The 18,088-nt window shown below is 46.1% G+C and carries 20 protein-coding genes and 1 riboswitch; of the genes, 14 read left to right on the top strand and 6 right to left on the bottom strand.

Features of this window, described 5'->3' with window-relative positions; all coding sequences use genetic code 11:
* Positions 1 to 120: 120 nt before the first annotated feature.
* On the bottom strand, positions 121 to 1,008 hold the full coding sequence (locus KSZ58_RS18520) for a LysR family transcriptional regulator (RefSeq protein WP_008817648.1): 888 nt from the start codon (positions 1,006 to 1,008) through the stop codon (positions 121 to 123).
* Positions 1,009 to 1,089: 81 nt separating this feature from the next.
* Between KSZ58_RS18520 and KSZ58_RS18515 the strand changes: the two genes are divergently transcribed.
* The 3 genes from KSZ58_RS18515 (at position 1,090) to pepD (ending at position 3,759) form a co-directional block, all read left to right on the top strand.
* Complete coding sequence (locus KSZ58_RS18515; protein WP_009271067.1) at positions 1,090 to 1,665, top strand: chromate transporter; 576 nt, start codon at positions 1,090 to 1,092, stop codon at positions 1,663 to 1,665.
* Positions 1,662 to 2,213, top strand: a complete 552-nt coding sequence (locus tag KSZ58_RS18510) for a chromate transporter (protein WP_008817646.1) — start codon at positions 1,662 to 1,664, stop codon at positions 2,211 to 2,213. The genes KSZ58_RS18515 and KSZ58_RS18510 overlap by 4 nt, the downstream gene beginning before the upstream one ends.
* 112 nt (positions 2,214 to 2,325) lie before the next feature.
* Positions 2,326 to 3,759: a beta-Ala-His dipeptidase gene (gene pepD, locus KSZ58_RS18505; RefSeq protein ID WP_009271066.1), complete on the top strand. Its 1,434-nt coding sequence runs from the start codon at positions 2,326 to 2,328 to the stop codon at positions 3,757 to 3,759.
* Positions 3,760 to 3,805: 46 nt separating this feature from the next.
* Here the strand turns inward: pepD and KSZ58_RS18500 are convergent, their stop codons facing one another.
* Entirely contained in the window at positions 3,806 to 3,976 is a 171-nt protein-coding gene (locus KSZ58_RS18500; protein WP_153810618.1) for a hypothetical protein, read from the bottom strand.
* Positions 3,977 to 4,053: 77 nt separating this feature from the next.
* Here KSZ58_RS18500 and KSZ58_RS18495 point away from each other — a divergent pair, with 77 nt between their 5' ends.
* The 6 genes from KSZ58_RS18495 (at position 4,054) to KSZ58_RS18470 (ending at position 11,508) form a co-directional block, all read left to right on the top strand.
* Positions 4,054 to 4,878 carry a MerR family transcriptional regulator gene (locus KSZ58_RS18495; RefSeq protein ID WP_008817644.1) on the top strand — a complete coding sequence of 275 codons (825 nt, stop codon included), beginning with the start codon at positions 4,054 to 4,056 and terminating at the stop codon, positions 4,876 to 4,878.
* 299 nt (positions 4,879 to 5,177) lie between these two features.
* Entirely contained in the window at positions 5,178 to 6,557 is a 1,380-nt protein-coding gene (gene murF, locus KSZ58_RS18490) for a UDP-N-acetylmuramoyl-tripeptide--D-alanyl-D-alanine ligase (RefSeq protein ID WP_009271065.1), read from the top strand.
* 13 nt (positions 6,558 to 6,570) lie between these two features.
* Positions 6,571 to 7,638 carry a D-alanine--D-alanine ligase family protein gene (locus KSZ58_RS18485; protein ID WP_008817642.1) on the top strand — a complete coding sequence of 356 codons (1,068 nt, stop codon included), beginning with the start codon at positions 6,571 to 6,573 and terminating at the stop codon, positions 7,636 to 7,638.
* Positions 7,635 to 8,801, top strand: coding sequence for an alanine racemase (alr, locus tag KSZ58_RS18480; RefSeq protein ID WP_009271064.1), 1,167 nt, complete (start codon positions 7,635 to 7,637; stop codon positions 8,799 to 8,801). The genes KSZ58_RS18485 and alr overlap by 4 nt, the downstream gene beginning before the upstream one ends.
* A gap of 38 nt (positions 8,802 to 8,839) precedes the next feature.
* On the top strand, positions 8,840 to 9,886 hold the full coding sequence (locus KSZ58_RS18475; RefSeq protein WP_036745159.1) for an acyltransferase: 1,047 nt from the start codon (positions 8,840 to 8,842) through the stop codon (positions 9,884 to 9,886).
* A 14-nt stretch (positions 9,887 to 9,900) separates the two neighbouring features.
* Positions 9,901 to 11,508, top strand: coding sequence for an NAD(P)/FAD-dependent oxidoreductase (locus KSZ58_RS18470; RefSeq protein ID WP_008817639.1), 1,608 nt, complete (start codon positions 9,901 to 9,903; stop codon positions 11,506 to 11,508).
* Positions 11,509 to 11,613: 105 nt separating this feature from the next.
* Here KSZ58_RS18470 and KSZ58_RS18465 read toward each other — a convergent pair whose 3' ends face one another.
* The 4 genes from KSZ58_RS18465 to KSZ58_RS18450 all read right to left on the bottom strand — a co-directional run bounded on the left by KSZ58_RS18465 (position 11,614) and on the right by KSZ58_RS18450 (position 13,098).
* Positions 11,614 to 12,126, bottom strand: a complete 513-nt coding sequence (locus KSZ58_RS18465) for a PD-(D/E)XK nuclease domain-containing protein (RefSeq protein ID WP_008817638.1) — start codon at positions 12,124 to 12,126, stop codon at positions 11,614 to 11,616.
* A gap of 53 nt (positions 12,127 to 12,179) precedes the next feature.
* Positions 12,180 to 12,335, bottom strand: a complete 156-nt coding sequence (locus KSZ58_RS22925; RefSeq protein WP_227761449.1) for a hypothetical protein — start codon at positions 12,333 to 12,335, stop codon at positions 12,180 to 12,182.
* Between the two features lie 164 nt (positions 12,336 to 12,499).
* Positions 12,500 to 12,898 carry an AAA family ATPase gene (locus KSZ58_RS18455; RefSeq protein ID WP_008817637.1) on the bottom strand — a complete coding sequence of 133 codons (399 nt, stop codon included), beginning with the start codon at positions 12,896 to 12,898 and terminating at the stop codon, positions 12,500 to 12,502.
* A 20-nt stretch (positions 12,899 to 12,918) separates the two neighbouring features.
* On the bottom strand, positions 12,919 to 13,098 hold the full coding sequence (locus KSZ58_RS18450) for a hypothetical protein (RefSeq protein WP_008817636.1): 180 nt from the start codon (positions 13,096 to 13,098) through the stop codon (positions 12,919 to 12,921).
* Positions 13,099 to 13,344: 246 nt separating this feature from the next.
* On the opposite strand from KSZ58_RS18450, the gene KSZ58_RS18445 reads away from it, so the two are divergent.
* The 5 genes from KSZ58_RS18445 to KSZ58_RS18425 all read left to right on the top strand — a co-directional run bounded on the left by KSZ58_RS18445 (position 13,345) and on the right by KSZ58_RS18425 (position 17,934).
* The gene (locus tag KSZ58_RS18445; protein WP_002610099.1) at positions 13,345 to 14,655 is read left to right on the top strand and encodes an immunoglobulin-like domain-containing protein; all 1,311 of its coding nucleotides are present in this window, start codon (positions 13,345 to 13,347) and stop codon (positions 14,653 to 14,655) included.
* A gap of 90 nt (positions 14,656 to 14,745) precedes the next feature.
* The gene (locus KSZ58_RS18440; RefSeq protein WP_008817635.1) at positions 14,746 to 15,213 is read left to right on the top strand and encodes a VanZ family protein; all 468 of its coding nucleotides are present in this window, start codon (positions 14,746 to 14,748) and stop codon (positions 15,211 to 15,213) included.
* Between the two features lie 57 nt (positions 15,214 to 15,270).
* A riboswitch (Lysine riboswitch) is annotated at positions 15,271 to 15,436 on the top strand.
* A 119-nt stretch (positions 15,437 to 15,555) separates the two neighbouring features.
* The gene (locus KSZ58_RS18435) at positions 15,556 to 16,392 is read left to right on the top strand and encodes a transporter substrate-binding domain-containing protein (RefSeq protein ID WP_002610103.1); all 837 of its coding nucleotides are present in this window, start codon (positions 15,556 to 15,558) and stop codon (positions 16,390 to 16,392) included.
* 22 nt (positions 16,393 to 16,414) lie between these two features.
* Complete coding sequence (locus KSZ58_RS18430) at positions 16,415 to 17,182, top strand: amino acid ABC transporter permease (protein ID WP_008817633.1); 768 nt, start codon at positions 16,415 to 16,417, stop codon at positions 17,180 to 17,182.
* Positions 17,183 to 17,187: 5 nt separating this feature from the next.
* Positions 17,188 to 17,934: an amino acid ABC transporter ATP-binding protein gene (locus KSZ58_RS18425; RefSeq protein ID WP_002610107.1), complete on the top strand. Its 747-nt coding sequence runs from the start codon at positions 17,188 to 17,190 to the stop codon at positions 17,932 to 17,934.
* The last annotated feature ends 154 nt before the right edge of the window (positions 17,935 to 18,088 follow it).

The following is an 18,088-nucleotide window of genomic DNA, read 5'->3' as shown; positions in this document are numbered from 1 at the left end:
AAAAGTTTATAAATTGCTTGAAAAATCTTCTTTTTGTCATGCATTTTTTTCAGAATACTCTTAATCCTATCAGAATGAGATAAAATAAAACCGCATCCTGTTTGTTTTCATCCTCTTAACTTAATGATATTGATAAGCTTCCTGTTTTTCTGCTAGCTTCAACAGCTCACGCATAGGGGCATTGAGATGCTTATGCTTCTTATAGACAATATGATTGACATTCATAAGCTTTAGCTGCGGCAATTGGATTTCACATAATTCTCCCTGCTTCAGTTTTTTTCTTACCATTCGCTCCGGCAATATGGCGATTCCAAAGCCCTCCTGCGCCCCCTTCATCAAAACTGTGGAATTGGTCGATGTCCAAGCGGCTTGCGGACATAGATCGTGCAATAGCATAAAGCTGTCAAAGGTTTCGCGGATTGCACTTCCTTTTTCCCGTAAGAGAAGAGGAAGCTCTGCCAGGGTATTCAGCTTGTCTACCGTATGATGGACAAGAAAATCCGGACTGCAGACTGCCTTGAGCTGGTAGAAGGAAAGCGGCTGGACAATTAGAGAATCCTGCTGTATGACACCCTCCAGAAACGCAATATCAATCGCATGCTGCTGCAGCTGTTCCAGAATCGCTGAGGTACTTGCTACTGTGACACGGATTTGCAGCTTCGGGTAAGCCTGTTGCAACTGCTTCATCAGCGGACAAAGCAGCTCATTGGCAATCGTAATACTGGAGCCGATTTGTAATATGGAGGCTTCCTGTAACAAAGCAGCATCCTGTTTCATGCTGTCATATAGCTGCAGCAGCTGCTGTACCTGCTGGAGAAACTGTTCACCAACCGGCGTCATAATCGTCTTCTTTGGAAACCGTTCAAATAAAGGAAGCTGCAGTTCTTCCTCCAGCTCATGAATTGCTTTGGATACGGCAGGCTGCGTCATATACAGCTTCTGTGCTGCTTTTGTGAAGCTTTTTTCCTGAGCCACTGCCTGAAAAATTCGGAATCTGCGTATATCCATGTCCACCTCCATAACCATTTGGTTATCTATCTTATAAAATAATATAATTTTATGTATCCGGTGTCAAATGCTATCATAAACATGGTGATAAAAATGAAAAGCTATAAAGATATTGTCTGGCTGTTTAGTATCAATGTATTTATCAGCACCTTTACCTTTGGCGGAGGCTATGTGGTGATACCGATGATACGAAAATATTATGTGGAGAAAAAAGCCTATTTTGACGAGGATGAGCTCATGAAGATTGCGGCGATTGCACAATCCTCACCAGGTGCGATTGCAATTAACATGAGTGCCCTGGCAGGCTATCGTGTCAAAGGGGTAAGCGGAATGATCATCAGCTGTATCGCTGCGATTTTACCGCCGTTAGTGATTCTGGCGGTAGTTTCAACGCTATATGCCGTTATTCAAAACAATACGGTCGTACAGGCTGTCCTGCATGGAATGGAGGCTGGTGTGGCAGCGCTGATCGTGGATTTGATTGTGGATATGTACGCACTGATTTGTAAGGAAAAGGAATTCTTTTTTACACTCATGACACCGCTTGTCTGCATGCTGAATTATTTTTTTCAGATCAACGTGGCGATCCTTATCATCGCCAGTGCGCTGCTTTGTGTGATGCGTGTTTACTGTAAGAGAAGGAGTGTGCGAATATGAAGCTGCTGCAGCTGTTCTTTGCATTTTTCCGTATCGGATTGTTCAGCATTGGTGGCGGTTATGCCATCATCCCGATGATTCGTGATCAGGTGGTGCTGTCCAATCACTGGCTGAGCATGCGGGAATTTACGGATATCATAACCATTTCTCAAATGACGCCGGGGCCTCTGGCTGTTAATACCTCGACCTTTGTCGGTATGCGGGTAGCCGGTGTCAGCGGAGCACTGGCAGCCACCATTGGCTGCATTTGTATGGGCGTGCTTATTTCCTATGTGCTCTATCATATCTTTCAGCGGTTTTCCTCCTCCGTCTTTTTCATGGAAATACTGAAGGGCCTGAAGGCAGCCTCGCTGGGGCTGATCATGTCCGCTGCACTGATTCTGCTTGCAATCGCGTTTTTCAAAAACGGGGATTTGAAGCTGTCCTCTTTGCAGCCTGCGGCAGTCGCTATCTTTACCATCGTGCTATGGATCAGCAGAAAATGGAAAATCAATCCGATTGCATTGATGCTGCTGTCCGGTCTGCTTGGCGTATGGATCTATCAGTAGCTCTAGTTTCAGCAGTTCTATGCCGTTTTAAAAATCAGGGCTTTTTAGGGTGTGAAATAGAGTTTTCTTCATGAAATGTGGTACAATAGCAGGGAACATACGGAGGTAATCTATGGAACATATTTTGAATCATGAAAAGGCTCATCAGAAGTATTTTGAAGAAATGACGGCAATTCCGCACGGCTCTTATCATGAGCAGGCATACAGTGCGTATCTGGTGGCGTTTGCAAAGGAACACGGACTGAAATGGATACAGGATGAACTGTATAATGTCATCATCTATAAAGATGCTTCAGCCGGCTATGAGGATCATGCCCCTGTGCTGCTACAGGCACATACGGATATGGTATGCGAAAAGAACAAGGATACGGATTTTGATTTTGAAAAGGATGCACTGAAGCTGTATATTGAAGACGGCTTTCTAAAGGCAAGAGGAACAACACTTGGCGCAGATGACGGCGTCGGTGTTGCCTATATGCTGGCTCTGCTCAGCGATCCGGATGCAAAGCACCCGCCTCTGGAATGCGTGTTTACAGTACAGGAAGAGGTGGGACTCTTTGGTGCCATGGCACTGAAAAAGGAATATTTTCAGGCAAAGCGAATGATCAATCTGGATGATGGCGGAGAAAATGCCACCTGTACAACAAGTGCAGGGGGTGTGAATGTCATTATGCAAAAGGAACGCATTCTGGTGCCGCATGATGGAAACGGCTATCAGATTGATGTGTTCGGACTTCACGGCGGACATTCCGGCGGAGAAATCGACAAGGAGCATGGGAATGCGAATAAGCTGCTGGCACGGGTCTTGTTCACGCTGAACCGACGGTATGGTGTACAGCTGAGCTGGATACAGGGGGGGATCAAGGACAATGCGATTCCTCGGGAAGCATCTGCGGCATTTGTGTGTCAGGCGGATTTGGAAACAGTTGCGGCCTGTGTACAGGAAATGAAAACCATCTTTGCTAAGGAGCTGGAGTTCAGTGATGCCGGTGTTGACGTCGCTGTAAAGGAAGTGGCTTGTGACGGTGTCTTATGCATTGAAGACAGTGAAGAGGTGATCACGCTTTTGATGACACTGCCAAACGGTCTGCGTCATCATTCCATGAGCATTGAAGGACTGAGTACAGCGTCCAGCAACATCGGTGTTGTGACAACGCAAGAGGAGGCAATCATCATCAACGCTTCCTTACGCGGAGCTATGGAATCCTATGTGGATACACTGGCGATGGAGATGGATGCACTTGCGGAGGTATTCGGCTTTCACAGCGAGCATGAGGCAAGATATCCGGCATGGAGCTATCGTGCGGATTCTCCTATGCGTGAATGCCTGAAAGCAGTATGTCAAAAGGTGCTGGGAAAAGAGCTGCAGCTGGTGGCTGTGCATGGTGGTCTGGAATGCGGTGTTTTCAAAGCCATGGATGAGGATATGGATATCGTTACCATGGGACCGAAGATGCAGGATATTCATACACCGCAGGAAGCGCTGGATCTGGCATCCTTCGATGCGACCTTTACACTTTTAAGGGCTTATCTGGAGGAGCTGTAAGATAAGATATGCGTTATTTTGACCTACCGGTTAGGTGAATCTGATATCAAGCATATAATTCTGTTTTACCAGTAGAAAAGGAAAGCTGTGGCTGTCTATAGGATAACCGGCTTTCCTTTTTCATACAGCAGACGATAACGATGATTGCAGGCTTGGGGAACACAACGTAATCGCGTCTTATCTGTGCATCCGCATGGCAGATCTGCATCTCATCCATTCAGTGAGCACGTATTTTGCGGGTTGACTTGTCCCCGGGGTAAGGGTTTAATATAAAGGTTAACAGGAGGAATAAATATGCTGACAATCGGTGAGTTTTCCAAAATATGCAAGGTTTCCACCAAAACGCTGCGATACTATGAAACGATTGATCTTTTGAATCCGATCTGTATCAAGGCAGAAAGCGGATACCGCTATTATGCCATCGAACAGCTGAAGAATATGCTGTTTATCAACCGCATGAAGACATACGGCTTTTCACTGGATGAAATCCGTACACTGCTGAAATGGGAGGAGCAGGGAGAATCAAAGCTATTGCAAAATGCCCTGCTTTCCCATCGCAAAGTATTGCAGGAGCAGATACTCTGGATGCAGCAGACTCTTCATGAGCTGGAAGCGGATGTAGCGACAGTGCAGAAAGAAGAGATGATCATGTCATATCTGGATGATATAGATATACAGCTGGTCGAGGAACCGGAGATGTTTCTTTTATCGACACGGCGCATGGTAAATATGGAGGACTGTGCAAAGGGCTTTATTTCTTTTTATGAGCCGCTGTTTGAAAAAATTCGCAAAGGACGGCTGACCATCTGCAAGGCGCCGCTTTCCATATATCACAGCAAGGAGTATCAGGATGAAGGCTTCGATATGGAATTTGCAATTCCGGTAAAGGAGCGGGTTACGGGTACGCGTGATTTCTCACCGGGGCTGTGTATCCGCACCGTATGCAGAGGAAGCTATCACCAGATTCCTTCCGTCTATGCAAGGCATCAGGAATGGATGGAAACGGAAGGCTATACCTATCGGCTTCCGCCGTATGATGTCTACATCACGCATCCGGATGAGGTGGCAGATATGGAAGAGAATATCACTGAAATCTATTCTCCGATCATGAAGCGCTAGGCAGCTGTGCATTTTACAGGGTGGATGCCGGTATAAAAAAGCGTGCAGGGTGATTCCATTCTCACAATACCCTGTTTCATAAACCACGGTGCTGCAGTGTTGACTCCGGTGGTTTTTTTTTGCCGTGTAGTTCGTTAAAGGCTTACATTCTTACGATTTACGTAAGCTGATGAATTTTACGAAATTCTTTGCTTCAACTTCTGATGCTTATGATATAATATTTAGCGTGTATATAGTCCTATTTCGTTTCATGAGAATAGAAGCGCTTAGGAAAATAGGAAACAGAAGGGATGAACCATATGATTATCCGATCGATAGACGCTATTATCCGCATGCTGGATGCGGATTACATAGAAAATGCAGATATTGAGGAAAAAATACAGGGTGTCTGCATTGACTCCAGAAAGGTGGTAGAGGGAAACCTGTATATACCGATTCATGGAGCGAACAACAACGGGCATGCCTATGTGCAGCAGGCCATTGATAACGGTGCGAGGGCTGTCTTGTGGGAACGAAGGGAAGCGAATCCTCCCAAGGAGATTGTCGTCATTCTAGTAGATGATACAACAGCAGCTTTGCAGCAGCTGGCTAAGGCTTATCGTGATCAACTAAATATGAAGGTTGTCGGAGTTACCGGCAGCAATGGAAAAACGAGTACGAAGGATATCCTTGCCTCCGTACTTGCAAAGCATTTTATTACGCAGAAAACACTTGGAAACTACAATAATGAAATCGGTGTACCGTTAACACTTCTTTCTTTGTCGGAAAACTGTGAGGCTGCGGTTGTGGAAATGGGAATGGAGAATCTGCAGGAGCTTTCCTTTCTGACACAGATCGTGCGTCCGGATATCGCTATTATTTCCAATGTCGGTACTGCACATCTGGAAAACCTTGGAACCATGGAGAATATAGCCAGAGCGAAGATGGAGATTACAGAGGGGCTTGGGGAGCATGGATTGCTGATTTATAATGGAGATCAGCAGCTTCTGCGCAATGCCGCCATTGAAAAACAGATACCGGGCTGCATTAAAATCCGTACGTTTGGTAAGGATGAGCAAAATGATGTAGTCGTGCATCAGGTGCGTCAGCTGCCAGACGGTCTGTGTTTTTCCATCAAAGATCAGGTGTACCACCTGGACATGATTGGAAAGCATCAGGCGATGAATGCCACAGCGGCATGGATCGCTGCAAGGGCACTTGGACTGGATGAGGAAGAAATAGCGCAGGGCTTTGCAAGCGTGGAGAAGACCGGACTGCGCAATGAGCTTGTCAGGGTGAATCAGTGTCTGATTTTGAATGATTCCTATAAATCCAATCCGCAGAGTGCCTTGGCTGCGGTGGATACCATGGAGGAATTTGACATACCCTATAAACTGGCGGTGCTGGGCGATATGCTGGAGCTTGGAGAAACGAGTGATATGATTCATTACACACTGGGTAAGGATATCAGCAGCTATCATTTGCAGGAGGTTCTCACAATCGGAGACATGGCATGTTATATTGCACAGGGGGCTAGAGATAATATGGAGCATACACTGGTGCGTCATTTTACAGATAAGGAAGAGCTTTTGAACTACCTGAGACCCTATATGCATAAGGAATGCATGCTGCTGGTGAAGGGAAGCCGCGGAATGAAGCTGGATGAAGTGGTGGATGAACTGGTAAAGGAACAACAGTAAGGAGTACATATATATGGAAAAGATAAAATTAGCGATTATATTCGGAGGAAAGTCAAGTGAATACCCGGTATCCCTGCATTCTGCGGGAAGTCTGATTCACAAAATCAATAAAGAGCACTATGAGCTTATTTTCATCGGAATCAGCAAGGATGGGAAATGGTATGCATATGATGGTGATGTGGATGGTATCGAGCATGATACCTGGCTGTGTGAGGAGCACTGTACACCGTGTGTATTGTCCAGCAGTGAAGGCTGCAGGGGCTTTTTGAAGCTGCATGCGGATGGAACCTTTACACGCATTGAGGTGGATTGCATCTTCCCGATTCTGCATGGAAAAAACGGAGAGGACGGAACGATTCAGGGCTTGTTTGAGCTGAGTGGCATCCCATACGTCGGCTGCGGGCACATGAGCAGTGCGATCTGTATGGATAAGGAAATGGCACATATCGTCATGGAGCATGCCGGTATATCATGTGCGCCGTTTGTATGCGTATATGAGGCGGATGATTTGGATTATCGCAAAGTATACGAGCATGCGAAGGAAACGCTGGGACTTCCGATTTTCATCAAGCCGGCCAATGCCGGAAGCAGCTTTGGAATTCACAGGATGGAGTCCTTTGACGGCTTTGAGGAAGCGATGAAGGATGCCTTCTATCATGACGGCAAGGGCAAGGTTATTTTGGAAACAACCATTGAGGGCTTTGAAATCGGAGTAGCTGTGATGGGAAACAAGGAGCTTTTTGCGGGCAGTGTGGATGAAATCGAAACAGCTGCGCCTTTCTTCGATTATGAGGGGAAATATGAGATGGTGGATTCCCATATCTACTGTCCGGCACGAATCAGTCCGAAGCTGTTTGAGGAAGCAAGAGAAATCGCAAAAAAGGCATATCGTGCCATGAACTGCAAGGGAATGACCCGTGTTGATATGTTTGTGACACCGGAGGATACCATCATATTGAATGAAGTCAATACCATTCCGGGCTTTACCGACACCTCCCGTTATCCGACTATGATGAAGGAGGCCGGTATTCCGTTTCCGGAACTGATTGACAAGCTTGTTGCACTGGCAATGGAAGAATGAAGAAGGTGGAAAATGTGCTGAAGAGCAATACGCGTTCCTGGCTGGAAATTGATCTGAACAGGATCTCACATAACATAAAGGAAGTACAGAAGCTGATTCCCTCTACAAGCAAGATTATGGCAATCGTCAAAGCGAACGGCTATGGGCACGGCGATGTGGAATGCTCCCGAATGATGGAACAGCAGGGGATTGACTTTTTTGGAGTAAGCAGTGTTGACGAAGGCGTTCGACTGCGTGAAAACGGCATCCAAAGTCCGATTCTGGTGCTGGGGTATACGCCGCCTGTTCATTTTCATTATCTGAATGAGGCTTCCCTGATCCAGACGCTGGTATCAAAGGAGTATGCAGAAAAGCTGAACGCATATGCTAAAGAGCAGAATGTTGTTGTCAAAGCACATGCCAAGGTGGATACCGGTATGTCCAGAATCGGTATTATTGCACAGGATCATGCATATCATATCGAGGATATCAAAGCGCTGTACCGTCTGGAGTATCTGGATGTCTGCGGTATTTTCTCCCACTTCAGTGTCAGTGACTGTCTGGATGAGGAAAATTGTGCCTTCACCAATCACCAGATTGCGTTGTTTGAACGTGTTCTGGCGGATTTGCGTGCAGAAGGGATTGACCCCGGTACAACGCATCTGCAGAACAGCTATGGAATTTTAAATTATCCGAACCTGCATTATGATTATGTACGTCCGGGTCTATTATGGATGGGAGTTACCAGCGATGATGCACTGGCAATTCGCACGGCACCGCAGTTTCAGCCCATCATGGAATGGAAGGCAAATGTTTCCCTGGTAAAGGATATCCAGCCCGGTGTTACGGTCAGCTACGGCCGTCATTTCAAGGCGGAAGTCTGTACGAGGGTGGCAACACTGGCTGTCGGATATGCGGATGGCTTTCCGCGCAGTGTATCCAATCAGGGAGCCTGTGTGCTGCTGCATGGCAGGCGTGTTCCCATTATCGGCAATATCTGTATGGATCAGATGATGGTGGATATCACCGGACTTGATGGTGTGAGTGAAGGCGATGTCGCTACTCTGATCGGGTGTGACGGTGATGAGGTTCTTTCCGTTGATGAGCTCAGCAGACTTGCACATACCATAAACAATGAAACACTCTGCTGGATTTCACAGCGGGTACCGAGAATATACAAATAGCCACAGCAGGTGTGGCTATTTTTCAAGAGAAGGGATGGATGATTAACGTGGAACGAAAAACTTACTACGCGCTGGATGTTGCAAAATTCATAAGTGCATTTCTGGTGGTCTGCATTCACACCGGGCCGCTGCTGGATGTGGATGCCACCGGCAACTTTATCCTTGTACAGATTCTGGCCAGACTGGCGGTACCGTTCTTCTTTGTGGCGAGCGGCTTTCTGTTTTTCCGTAAGCTGGATTTCAAACGCGAATACAATGATTACGAAAACAAAGCACAGCTGAAGCACTATCTGTGGAGGCTCTGTAAAATCTATATCATCTGGACCATTCTGTATCTGCCCTTTACCTATCTGCTGTTGAAGGGGCAGGATGGTATTACCGTAAACAGTGTGCTGCTGTACGTTCGTGATTTCTTTTTTACCGGAAGCTTTTACCACCTCTGGTTTCTGCCTGCGCTGCTGGTTGCAGTGCCTGTTGTTTACATCTGTCTGTTTAAGCTGGGTCTTGGTAAAACGATTCTTTTTGGATTTCTCCTGTATCTGATCGGCATGGCCGGTAATGTTTACGGTGGTTATCTGATGCAGATTCCGGGGATACAAAGCGTATATCAGGCATATCTGCAGGTATTTTCCACAACACGCAATGGCCTGTTCTTCGGCGTGATGTTTATCGCTATGGGGGCCCTGTTTGCACAGCGGACACTGTACCTGAAAAACTGGCAGGTACTGCTGGGATTCCTGCTCAGCGCCGGACTGCTGTTTGCGGAATGCTTCGCACTGAAAGATAACGGCTTCATGCATGATTTGACAAGTATGTATGCCATGCTGCTGCCATGTATGTTCTTTCTGTTTCTGGGATTGCTTCGTATTCATCTGCCGCAAAGCAAGGTATACAAGACACTGCGTGTTTTATCACTGCTGATTTATGTCATGCATATTATGTTTGTTAATCTGCTGCTTCGGGTATGGCCGCTGATGAATTCTCTGGCTGTTTACGGACTTGTTATGCTGCTGACGCTCATTATGTCCTGCATTATAATTATATGTTCCAGAAAAGTTAAGTTTTTAAAGCATCTTTATGCCTGAATAGGAGGAATATCATGCTGCGTATACAACAAATCAAGCTGACACTTTCAGAATCACTGGATCAGCTGCCGGATAAAATTATAAACAAACTCCATATCTCCAGTGAAGACCTGCTATCATGGAGAATCTATCGGGAGAGTCTGGATGCTCGCAGGGCGAAGGATGTGCATTTTACATATTGCATTGATTGCAGAGTAAAGCATGAGGAGCAGGTGCTTAGAAAGCACTTTAAGGATGTCAGTCGCGTGCAGGAGTACCATTATGCATATCCGAAAAAGGGTGTCATCGGCTTAACGCATCGTCCCGTAGTTGTCGGCTTTGGTCCTGCCGGTATGTTTGCGGCGCTGCTGCTGGCACAGATGGGCTACTATCCGCTTGTTATTGAACGCGGACAGTGTGTGGAGGATCGAGTCAGGAGTGTAGAGGATTTCTGGCAAAACGGTAAGCTGGACCCGCAGAGCAATGTGCAGTTTGGTGAGGGGGGAGCCGGTACGTTTTCCGATGGAAAGCTGACTACCCGCTCCAAGGATCTGCGTGTACATAAGGTTCTGGAGGAGCTTGTCCGCTTTGGTGCGCCACAGGATATACTGTATACGGCACATCCGCATATCGGAACAGATCTGCTGCGTGACATTGTGAAGCGCCTGCGCGAGGAAATCATAGCGCTGGGTGGAGAGGTGCGCTTTTCAAGCTGCCTGCAGGATTTGATAATTGAACAGGGGGAGCTGCGCGGGATTGTTGTCAACGATGAGGAAATACCGGTGGATCAGTTAATTTTATCCATTGGACACAGCGCTCGGGATACCTACCGGCTGCTGCATGCGCGCGGTGTGACCATGCAACCCAAGGCGTTTGCAATCGGTGCCAGAATTGAGCATCCACAGACGCTGATCAACGAAGCGCAGTATAAGACGCTTTGCGGACATCCGCGGCTTTCTGCGGCAGAATACAGATTAACACATACCGCATCCAACGGCCGTGGCGTCTATACCTTCTGCATGTGTCCGGGGGGAAGCGTCGTTCCATCCACTTCCATGGAAGGCGGTGTGGTCGTCAATGGAATGAGTGAACATGCCCGTGACCGGGAAAATGCCAACAGTGCGCTGCTTGTACAGATACGTCCGGAGGATTATGGGGAGCATGCACTGGATGGAATCGCCTATCAGGAGGCATTGGAAAAGAAAGCGTTTGTACTTGGCGGTGGAGCATATCGTGCACCTGCACAGCGGGTTGAAGATTTTCTGAAGCATCGTGCAAGCACAGCGATGGGCAGTGTTCAGCCAAGCTATGCACTGGGTGTAACTCCCTGTGATCTGCATGAGGTGCTTCCTGCTTATGTGACAAGCGCAATGGAAGAGGCAATCACTGCTATGGATCATAAACTGAAGGGCTTTGCGATGGGAGATGCTGTTTTGACCGGAGTGGAGACAAGAAGCAGCTCCCCCGTTCGCCTGGAACGAGGGAAAGAGGATTTGCAGAGTCTATCCGTTTCCGGACTGTATCCCTGCGGAGAAGGAGCGGGATATGCCGGTGGAATCGTTTCAGCGGCAATTGACGGTATCCGATGTGCAGAGCAGATTATTGCAATGTTTCATTATACAAATGAAGCTGCTTGTGATTGAATTTGTAGACATAAGTATGAAGGAAGTATTCTCATGATAGAGATTCATGATATAAGTAAAAAACGCAGTCTGCTCTCAGACTGCGTTTTTACGTGTTATTACAGATTATTTCTCTGTGTATAATTCCACCTGTTTGCCGCGATGGGCAAGCCTGATTCGTATCACATGATGCAAGCCATGATCATATTGCTTAGCAAGGATCTGTTCATATCCCTGCATGGCCAGTTTCTTAAGATTTACAGAATCATCCTTTGTATACTTCAATTCAAAAAGAAAGGATGGTTTGTCCTGCTTTCTGCTTTCTAAACAGATATCAAATCTGCCCTGCCCCTTTTCACGATTGCTGATGATCTTATAGCTGTTTTCTAAAGGCATAAGCATACCTAAAAGTAACGTACGCACTGCGGGCCAATGGGCCTGATAGGAGTTTTTATTCACAAGGTCATAATAGCTGGCAGTATCCTCCAATATGGCTTGATAGCGTAAGGCGAACTTCTCCAGATTTCCTTGTAACAGATCCTCCAGCAGCATAGTTACACTGCTTTCGTCTGTATGAAAATAATAGGCTGTCAGTGATTGGAATTCTCTTTTTATTTCCTTGTTTGGTATTCTTAACACATATCTGCCTTCTAACGCATCCAGCGTAGTTTTTGTTGTCAGGTAACCGGCGTTCAGGCACTGCCTGCCTGAGGCGCAAACAATCCCCAAAGGCTGCTGGTATTTTTGATTTCGTAGAACGAAGCTTCATAATTAACCAAAGCTGTGACTGTCCCACGTTCGATCAGCTCTTCATATCCTTCTTTGAAGGTTTTATCACACTCACGCATAGCAGCTTTTATCATTTTATTTGAACTGGTATTCACCCAGAAAGGAATTAACTGCTTTCTATCCAGGTAATTTATAACTGACCATGGATTAGGCTCTGCCCACTAGCAGTGTAGATGTCGATGCCTCCCATATTGTACCCGTCACGCCATGGGCGGGCAGGCGCCTATTCGTCTATGAACAGCATTACCCGTTTTCCGTAATATTGATGGCATTTTGTCATCAGAAAGCTGATAGCATTTACAACTGCCTGTAAAGAGCCATCCTGTAAATGGGACATACCATCCATAACTAAATCAAATCCGGGCTTTTCAAACCGATCGATATGTTCAAGTACCTGCTCATTTTTTTTATATTCCTTTAACAGTTGGAGCTTCATCTGCATGACGATATTATCCTTATCACCCTTTGCATCTGCGAAGGATAGAAAAATAGTCGGATATGAATTGATATCCCTTGTATATTCTGTTTGCATAATGGCAGTGTCTTTGAAAATGTTCCGTGAATCCTTTGTGACATCAAAAAATTCTGCCAGCACGCCATGGGAGGGCAGGCGCCTACTCATATTGATTGTTTTTCCCGCTACTAGCGTGCCTCTTGTCGGATACCAAAGGTATGGCAATATTTCGGTGAAAGCGCCTTGGCCGTGTGATTAAGGTGACTTCGCTGCCCCGATCCATAAATCATCAGACTCTTATCCACGACATAATAGTTCTCTTCCTTCAGCTTGCGGTAATCCTTCAACCCAATGGGGATTTTCTTCATGCTCATCACCTGCCATATGTTTTATTATTTCATGGTTATTTACAGAATACAGTATGCGGAGCGGATATTTTTCATCAGCTACAGGATGTAGTTTTAGATGCTTTCCTATATTGCATGTGTGTTTCCTTACAAATGTATGGGACTGGATTTGTCAAAGAAACAGCTGCTATAAGTATTGTTATCCAATACCTGTATACGGCATAAATCACGGCTGCATATCATATCGTTAGTGTAGAGGTGATGCATGTGAGCAGACGCTGCAAGAATATTATATATGGAATTATGGGATTGATTGGGGTCATGGTGGCGGCCCTGCTGATAAAGCTGCTGTTTTTCAGCGGACTGTTTACGCCGCTATTGGCATTAAACGGTGCAAAGACGATGGAGATGGAAGTGAATACCAGCTTTCAGGATCCGGGGGCCCGGGCAAGGTTTCGTTTCTCCGATTACAGTGATGAGGTAAAGGTAGAGGGGAATCTGAATACGAAGAAGCTGGGGACCTATACGCTGACCTATACCTTTGATAAATATCAGAAAACAGTGGAGCGCAAGGTCAATGTCATTGATACGACACCGCCGAAGATCAATTTGAAGGGCGGCTCGTCTATCCGAGTGTTTGAAAATGGAAGCTTTCAGGAGCCGGGCTATCAGGCGAGTGATAATTATGACGGGGATGTAAGCAAAAGCGTGGAACGAAAAGGCAGTGTAAATATGAAAAAACAGGGTACGTATACGCTGACCTATACGGCAAAGGATGCCAGCGGCAATACCACAAGTGTAAAGCGCAGTGTTCAGGTATGTGCTGATCCAACGAATACAAAGCTGTATTATGATCATGACAGCTATGACAACACCATGGAGGAATGGTGGTTTAATAAAAGCAAGGATCATCAGCGGACAACAGGTGCCAAGGATGAAAAGCTGTTAAAGAAATACGATTCCTATTATCAGGGACCGAAAGAAAAAGTAATTTATCTGACCTTTGATGAGGGTGGCAATGATATCACCTATATCAAGCAGATTGCGGAGGTCCTGAAAAAGAATGATGTGCAGGCAACCTATTTTTTGACCAGAAATTATATCAAAACAGAAGCAGATTTCATCCGGCAGCTTGTTCAGGATGGCAATGTAATCGGAAATCACAGCTGGCATCATTACGATATGACAACACTGGCGAATGCCTCCAGCATCGATAAATTTGTTGCAGAGATTACGGAGACAGAAAAAACGTATATGGAGGTTACCGGGCAGCCGATGAAAAAGGTTTTCCGTTTTCCGAAGGGCGGCAGCAGTGAGCGTGCGATGAAGCTGGTAAAGGACCTTGGCTACAGCAATTATTTCTGGAGTCATGCCTATTACGATTATGCGAGTGATGTTTCGGGCAGTGAGGCATTGAAGACGATGATGGAGCATTACCATGAGGGGGCGATTTATCTGCTGCATCCGAGCAATAAGGGGAATTATGAAGCGATGGATACCTTTATCAAAAATATGAAGGATCTTGGCTATGACTTTAAAACCGTGGATACCATACCATCGGATGCTCAGGAGAAATGATACGACTCTATCCATAAACATGATGCTGAGGTAAAAATATACTGGTATTTTTACCGATCTTATTCTATAATGATGCACAGGGTGATATGCATGAAAAAGAAACACTGCTATGCCATCCTGTGCATTATCTGGATGCTTGTAATTTTCTGGTTCTCCGCACAGGTTGCGGATGATTCTCAGGAAATGAGCGATTTCTTTGTGCACCTTCTGGATGCTGTATTCTCTCTGGATATCATGAGGAATGAAATCATTCGGGATATGACAAGCTTTCTGGTACGCAAGGCGGCACATATGAGTGAATATGCGGTACTGGCCATTTTATTTGGTCTTACGATACGGGAATACAAAAAGGAGCCATGGCTGCTTCTGGCACTGGCGGCTACGGCTGCCTATGCGGCAACGGATGAATTTCATCAGCTGTTTGTCCCTGGCAGAAGCGGACAGCTCAAGGATGTTTTGATTGATACGGCAGGTGGTGCCCTCGGGCTGGTTCTGCTTGCTCTTATTCTATATCTGAAGCGCAGACGGAAAATGAAAGAAACTGAAAAACTTTCATGAAATATTCAGGGGCCATTGACAAATGTCGGGATTTAAGCTAAAGTATATAAGACAGAAAAATCGTATAGAGGCAGCGATGCGTCAGAGTAAAAGCTGGAGTCGGCAGACCGGGATAGCTTTGAAAGGTAATCATCGCCGAAGAGGCTGCATTGGCGGATGCACTTCTGGGGTCATGGGAAATACTCATGGCACTCCTTCGTTAAGAAGAGGAGCTATTAACAACTCTGCTTTATGTGTGAGAGTCGTGTAATAGCACGGCTTTTTTGTTATTCCATGGTATTTCACCGATGGTGTATACACAGGCGGTATATGTGAAAAGAAAAAAAGAAAGAGGGACTATTTATGAAGAAAAAATTAGTAACGGCAGCTTTTGCCATGACACTGCTTTTGACTGGATGCGGCAGCAGTGATGACGACAAGAATGTTTCAAAGAATACAGGAAAGGAAACCTTTACGGTTGGTATGGAGTGCAATTATGCGCCGTTTAACTGGCAGACGAAGGAACAGACGAAAACGAGTGTTTCCATTGGCGGTGCCGGCTTCTGTGACGGTTATGATGTACGTGTTGCACGTCAGATTGCAAAGGATCTCGATCGTGAGATCGTCATCAAAAAGGTATCCTGGGACGGCCTGCAGCCGGCTTTGGAATCCGGTGAAATCGATGCGATTATTGCCGGTATGACAAAGGATGAAACACGTGAAAACGGAATTGACTTCACATCCCCGTACTATGAATCCGAAATGGTTATGATTGTACGCAAGGGGGACAAGGCTGCGAAATTCAATGATATCCAGCAGTTCAAGGGTAAGACCATCATCGGACAGAAGAGCACGAACTATGATACGATTATCGATCAGATCAAGGGTGTAAAGCATGCGACACCAAAGGCAACGTATCCGGAAATGATCCTCTCCCTGCAGAACAAGGAAGTGGATGGCATTACAGCAGAGCTTCCGGTTGCCGAGGGGGCCGTGGAAGCGAATAAGGATTTAACAATCGTTCACTTTGCGAAGGGCAAGGGCTTTGATATTGACACGTCCGTATCTGTCGGTCTGAAAGAGGGAAGCCGTGATTCCGAGCTGTTCAATGCTGTACAGAAATCACTGGATGGAATTTCCAAGGAAACAAGAGATCAGTGGATGAAGGAAGCAAGAGAGAGTCAGCCGAAAACAGAATAACAAAACAGAATAGGAGATTACCATGATGATAGTAGCATCCGCAAAACCGGATGGGATGTTTGCCCAGGCCTGGTGGATTTTTCAGGACAACATTCCGCTGTTCTGGTATGGGATTAAGATAACACTGCTTCTGGCGGTGTGCGGTACACTGATCGGATTACTGATCGGTTTGCTGCTGGGAGGTATCCGTGCTGTGCGTATAGAAGAGCGCGATGCACCGGTATCCCGCATAATTAAAAAGATACTGCACGGCTTTGTCGGTCTGTATGTATGGATTTTTCGTGGAACACCGATGATGGTACAGGCGCTGATCATCTATCACGGTCTTCGTCCGGTACTGAACTGGTCACCGGTAACTGCCGGTATTACGATTATTTCCATCAATACAGGGGCATATATGGCAGAAATCATCCGTGCCGGTATCCAGTCGATTGACAAGGGACAGAATGAGGCAGCCCGCAGTCTGGGGATGACCTCCACACAGACGATGATGAGCATTATCTTACCTCAGGCGATACGCAATTCCTTCCCTTCGATTGGAAATGAATTTATTGTCAATATCAAGGACAGCTCCATGCTGAATGTCATCGGTGTGATTGAACTGTATTTCCAGTCCAGCTCCGTTGCAGGAAGTCTGATGCTGTATGTACCGACCTTTATCGTAGCGGCTATTCTGTATCTACTGCTGACGACACTGGCAACCCAGCTTCTCTCCTTTGTTGAGGGGCGCATGAATATGCCGAGATCATCCGGGCCGTCTTCTCAGAGCGTACCGGTAGAAAGGGTGTGAAGTATATGAATAGCATCATAGAAATCAAGCATCTGAAAAAGCATTTTGGTTCGCTGGAGGTTTTGAATGACATTGATTTTCATTGTGACAAGGGTGAGGTTATTACCATTATCGGCTCCAGTGGAAGCGGCAAGTCCACGCTGCTTCGCTGCATCAATCTGCTGGAAACTCCGGATGCCGGAGAAATCCTGTATCATGACAAGGATATTCTGAAGGGTGAAATCAATATCAATGAACATCGAACGCATGTTGGTATGGTGTTTCAGTCCTTCAATCTGTTTAATAATAAAAGTGTGCTGGAAAACTGTATGCTCGGACAGATCAAGGTATTGAAGCGAAGCAAGGCGGATGCGAAGGAAAAGGCGATGCTGTTCCTGAAAAAGGTTGGTATGGAGTCCTTTGCGAATGCGAGTGCCATGCAGCTGTCCGGCGGACAGAAGCAGCGTGTAGCCATCGCCCGTGCCCTGTGCATGGAGCCGGAGGTTCTGCTGTTTGATGAGCCGACGAGTGCACTGGACCCTGAAATGGTTGGCGATGTTCTGGATGTGATGAAGGATCTGGCCAGAGAAGGTCTGACGATGATCGTCGTGACCCATGAGATGCAGTTTGCTCATGATATCAGCTCCCGTGTCGTATTTATGGACAAGGGTGTGATTGCAGAGGAGGGTACTCCACAGCAGCTGTTTGAGCATCCAAGGCAGGAGCGTACCAAAGAATTCTTAAAGCGTTACCGTATCAGCAGTCAGTCCTAGCGGCTGGCTTTTTTTATCTTATGATAAAGGACACTCTTTATCATATGTCTGCGGTTTTCAAAATCCTGTGCACCTAATGAAAAAGAATCGTCTGCTCTTTTCAAGTATGTATATTTTATTTTCTTATGTTTCGTAGGTTTTATGCTACACTGTA

Source organism: Erysipelatoclostridium sp. DFI.2.3, from assembly GCF_019132535.1.
GTDB lineage: Bacteria > Bacillota_I > Bacilli_A > Erysipelotrichales > Erysipelotrichaceae > Clostridium_AQ > Clostridium_AQ innocuum.
The sequence above is the reverse complement of the archived record's forward strand: the minus strand, read 5'-3'. Positions and strand labels throughout refer to the sequence as shown.

Bases quoted from the DNA above. Each gene is read 5' to 3' on its own strand.
- KSZ58_RS18520 (WP_008817648.1), bottom strand. From the start codon at position 1,008: ATGGATATACGCAGATTCCGAATTTTTCAGGCAGTGGCTCAGGAAAAA.
- KSZ58_RS18515 (WP_009271067.1), top strand. From the start codon at position 1,090: ATGGTGATAAAAATGAAAAGCTATAAAGATATTGTCTGGCTGTTTAGT.
- KSZ58_RS18510 (WP_008817646.1), top strand. From the start codon at position 1,662: ATGAAGCTGCTGCAGCTGTTCTTTGCATTTTTCCGTATCGGATTGTTC.
- pepD (WP_009271066.1), top strand. From the start codon at position 2,326: ATGGAACATATTTTGAATCATGAAAAGGCTCATCAGAAGTATTTTGAA.
- KSZ58_RS18500 (WP_153810618.1), bottom strand. From the start codon at position 3,976: ATGGATGAGATGCAGATCTGCCATGCGGATGCACAGATAAGACGCGAT.
- KSZ58_RS18495 (WP_008817644.1), top strand. From the start codon at position 4,054: ATGCTGACAATCGGTGAGTTTTCCAAAATATGCAAGGTTTCCACCAAA.
- murF (WP_009271065.1), top strand. From the start codon at position 5,178: ATGATTATCCGATCGATAGACGCTATTATCCGCATGCTGGATGCGGAT.
- KSZ58_RS18485 (WP_008817642.1), top strand. From the start codon at position 6,571: ATGGAAAAGATAAAATTAGCGATTATATTCGGAGGAAAGTCAAGTGAA.
- alr (WP_009271064.1), top strand. From the start codon at position 7,635: ATGAAGAAGGTGGAAAATGTGCTGAAGAGCAATACGCGTTCCTGGCTG.
- KSZ58_RS18475 (WP_036745159.1), top strand. From the start codon at position 8,840: ATGATTAACGTGGAACGAAAAACTTACTACGCGCTGGATGTTGCAAAA.
- KSZ58_RS18470 (WP_008817639.1), top strand. From the start codon at position 9,901: ATGCTGCGTATACAACAAATCAAGCTGACACTTTCAGAATCACTGGAT.
- KSZ58_RS22925 (WP_227761449.1), bottom strand. From the start codon at position 12,335: ATGCGTGAGTGTGATAAAACCTTCAAAGAAGGATATGAAGAGCTGATC.
- KSZ58_RS18455 (WP_008817637.1), bottom strand. From the start codon at position 12,898: ATGAGTAGGCGCCTGCCCTCCCATGGCGTGCTGGCAGAATTTTTTGAT.
- KSZ58_RS18450 (WP_008817636.1), bottom strand. From the start codon at position 13,098: ATGAAGAAAATCCCCATTGGGTTGAAGGATTACCGCAAGCTGAAGGAA.
- KSZ58_RS18440 (WP_008817635.1), top strand. From the start codon at position 14,746: ATGAAAAAGAAACACTGCTATGCCATCCTGTGCATTATCTGGATGCTT.
- KSZ58_RS18435 (WP_002610103.1), top strand. From the start codon at position 15,556: ATGAAGAAAAAATTAGTAACGGCAGCTTTTGCCATGACACTGCTTTTG.
- KSZ58_RS18430 (WP_008817633.1), top strand. From the start codon at position 16,415: ATGATGATAGTAGCATCCGCAAAACCGGATGGGATGTTTGCCCAGGCC.
- KSZ58_RS18425 (WP_002610107.1), top strand. From the start codon at position 17,188: ATGAATAGCATCATAGAAATCAAGCATCTGAAAAAGCATTTTGGTTCG.